Origin of the sequence: Ramlibacter sp. (assembly GCF_041916345.1) — a bacterium.
Taxonomy (GTDB): Bacteria; Pseudomonadota; Gammaproteobacteria; order Burkholderiales; family Burkholderiaceae_C; genus Ramlibacter.
Map to the genome: position 1 here is coordinate 1 of NZ_JAYRZR010000168.1, position 3,163 is coordinate 3,163.

The window sequence follows — 3,163 nt, forward strand, 5'->3', positions numbered from 1 at the left end:
ATGGGCACCTTCCGCTATCGCGGCGCTGCGTCGGCCTGAGCGGCCTCGGACTGCTCAGCGTCCTGCGTGAGCAGGGCCACCAGGTCACGCGCGAACACGGGCAGGCCCTCGAAGCTGCGCACGCAGATCTGCAGCGAGCGCAGCGACCACGCGTCCTGCAGCGCCACGATGCGGATAGCCATGTGCTGCGCATGGCGCCGCGCCGCGGAGTCGGGCAGCACGCCAATGCCCACGCCGGCCTCGATCATGCGGCACGCGGCCTCGAAGCTGCTGACCTGGATGCGCAGCTGCAGCGTGCGCGAGAGCCGCTCGCACACCTGCCGCAGGAAGCCGTGCAGCGCACTCGCCTCGTGCAGGCCCACGTGGTGTTCGTCCAGCGTGTGCTCGAAGGCCACCGAAGGCTCATCGGCCAGCGCATGGCCGGGCGGGACGACCAGCACCAGCCGGTCCTGCCGGTAGGGCAGCGTCTCCAGGTTCTCGGTGCGCACCGTGCCAGCGACGATGCCGATGTCCGTCTGCCCCTCGGTGACGGCGCGGATGATGTCGTTGGACAGGCGCTCGCGCAGGTCGATGTTCACGTCCGGGTGCGTGCGCAGGTAGGCCCCCAGCACCGGCGGCAGGAATTCGCTCAGCGCCGTGGTGTTGGCGTACACGCGCAGGTGGCCCTTGACGCCGCGCGTGTACTCCTGCAGGTCGCCGCGCAGATGCTCGATCTGCCCCAGCACCATGCGCGCGTGGTGCACGAAGGCCTGGCCCGGCGGCGTGAGCGTGACGCCCTGGCTGTTGCGCCAGAACAGGCGCGTGCCGATGCTCTCTTCCAGGTTCTTGATGCGCGTGCTGGCCGCCGGCAGCGAGAGGTGCGATGCCTCCGCGCCCCTGGTCAGGCTGTTGGCTTCGGCCACGCGCACGAGCAGGCGCAGATCCACCAGGTCGAAGTGCAGGGCCATGGGGCGGGATTCTGCCGCATGACCCTCAGCCGGCCTCACGCGCCGAGCAAGGCGCCTGCGCGCGGCGCTTCGGCGATGGCCCACAGGCGCTGGATGGCCACCGCCATCTCGGCCTCGCCCGCCCCGCCGCTGTACGCCGCCAGCCGCATCGCCTTGGCGGTAATCTCCTCGCGGCTCAAGGTGTTGCCCGGGTCGCCCTTGGGCTCGTCCACGCGGCCGTGCAGCACCCGGCCGTCCACGCACTTCACCGTGACCTTGCCGATCCAGCGCACCGGATAGGCCGCATCCACCTCGTCGTCGAGCACCATGCGCACCTTGTCGCGGAAGGCCTGCGTGGCCGCGCTCACGAAGTGGGCGTCGAACTCCGACAGGCCCGCGTGGCCGAACTGCGCCACCAGGGCCAGCACGGTGCCCATGGAGAACTTGCTCTGGTGCACCGTGGCCGGATTGACCACCGGCCCCAGCACGTCGATGGCGCCCTGGTGCACATGGGTGATGACCTCGGCCAAGTCGTCGGGCTTCAGGCCGTGCGCCTGCATCACCTGCAGCAGCGCGTCGGCCGCGGGATGCGTGTGGCGACAGCTGGCGTGGTACTTGAACGAGGTCTCTGCCGTGGCCCAGCGCGTGCCCAGGCGATCCGTCAGTCGCGCGGCATCGGCACCGGTCGTCATGCCCGCCGCCATGCCCTGCGGCCCCTCCAGGATCTGCGCCGCGCCCGTGAAGCCGTCCTGCGCCAGGCAGGCCGCCATCAGCCCGGCACCGGCAGCGTGGGCCGTATGCAGCTGCTTGCTGTCGGCCGCGGTGCGCAGGAACTCCCACAGGCCCGCGGCGGTGGTGCCCGCGGAGCCCAGCGCGTGCTGCATCTGCCCGGCATCGAGGCGCAGCAGCCGGCCTGCAGCCGCTGCAGCCGCCAGCGTGCCCGCCGTGCCCGTGGTGTGGAAGATGCGGTAGTGCGGCCGGCCCAGGTACTCGCCCACGCGGATGCCGACTTCGTAACCCGCCACGGCCGCCGTGAGCAGGTCACGCCCGCTCGCACCGATCTGCTGGGCCATGGCCAGCGCCGCCGGGAACACCACCGTGGCCGGATGGAACACCGAGCCATTGTGCACGTCGTCCTGCTCCGCCACGTGCGAGGCCGCGGCGTTGGCCATGGCGGCCAGGTAGGGGCTGCTGGTGCGGCGTTCGTTGATCACTTCGCTGGGGCCCTGGTCGGGGCCGTTGGCCAGTGCGAAGCGGGTGATGCTGGCCACCGGCCGCGAGCCGTGGCCCGCCACGACGGAGCCGAACCAGTCGACCAGCAGGTCCTCGGTCTTGCGGATCACGGGGGCGGGGATGTCGTCGAACTGCAGGTCGGCAGCAAAGGCGGCGAGGGTCGCGGTAGGGGTGGTCATGGGGGTCTGTTCCTGGGGGTTCCCGTCATTCCCGCGCAGGCGGGAATCCAGGAGGTGGTGGCGAGCAGAGACTTCCTGGGTCCCCGCCTGCGCGGGGACGACGGGGCTGCTACACCGCGCCGGACGCGCGCAGCGCGGCGATCGCCTCGGCATCGCGACCCAGCTCGCGCAGGATCGCCTCGGTGTGCTCGCCCACGGCGGGGATGGCGTCCATGCGGTAGTCGAACCGGTTGTTGCGGCCGGGCGGCAGCAGCGCTGGCACCGGACCGGCGGGCGTGCCCACCTGCTGCCACCGCTCGCGTGCGCGCAGTTGCGGATGCGCCCACACGCCGGCCATGTCGTTCATGCGCGCGTTGGCGATCTGGGCGGCGTCCAGCCGGTCGATCACCTCCTGCGTGGCCAGCTTCGCGAACGCTTCGAGAATCAGCGCCTTCAGCTCGGCGCGATGCTCGCTGCGCCGCGCGTTGGTGTCGAAGCGCGGATCGGTGGCCAGCGCCGGGTCGCGCAGCACCTGGTCGCAGAAGACCTTCCACTCGCGCTCGTTCTGCAGACCCAGCATCACCGTGCCGCCATCACCGGCGGCAAACGGCCCGTACGGGTAGATGCTGGCGTGCGAGGCCGCGGTGCGCGGTGGCGGCGGCGCGCCGTCGAAGGCGTAGTACAGCGGGTAACCCATCCACTCGGTCAGGCTCTCCAGCATCGAGACGTCGATGTGGCTGCCCTCGCCGGTGCGCTGGCGCAGCATGAGCGCCGAGAGGATGCTGGTGAAGGCATACATGCCGGCGGCGATGTCGGCGGCGGAGTTGCCGGACTTGGAGGGCTCCT

The 3,163-nt window shown here is 71.3% G+C and carries 3 protein-coding genes; all 3 read right to left on the minus strand.

Translation table 11 applies throughout. The features are described from left to right. Positions 1-14 precede the first annotated feature (14 nt). On the minus strand, positions 15-947 hold the full coding sequence (locus ACE3T5_RS21375; RefSeq protein WP_374670129.1) for a LysR substrate-binding domain-containing protein: 933 nt from the start codon (positions 945-947) through the stop codon (positions 15-17). Between the two features lie 35 nt (positions 948-982). Next, positions 983-2,338, minus strand: a complete 1,356-nt coding sequence (locus ACE3T5_RS21380) for an MmgE/PrpD family protein (RefSeq protein ID WP_374670130.1) — start codon at positions 2,336-2,338, stop codon at positions 983-985. A 109-nt stretch (positions 2,339-2,447) separates the two neighbouring features. Continuing rightward, on the minus strand, positions 2,448-3,163 hold a 716-nt coding region (locus ACE3T5_RS21385), incomplete at its 5' end, for a CaiB/BaiF CoA transferase family protein (protein ID WP_374670131.1).

Bases quoted from the DNA above. Each gene is read 5' to 3' on its own strand.
- ACE3T5_RS21380 (WP_374670130.1), bottom strand. From the start codon at position 2,338: ATGACCACCCCTACCGCGACCCTCGCCGCCTTTGCTGCCGACCTGCAG.
- ACE3T5_RS21375 (WP_374670129.1), bottom strand. From the start codon at position 947: ATGGCCCTGCACTTCGACCTGGTGGATCTGCGCCTGCTCGTGCGCGTG.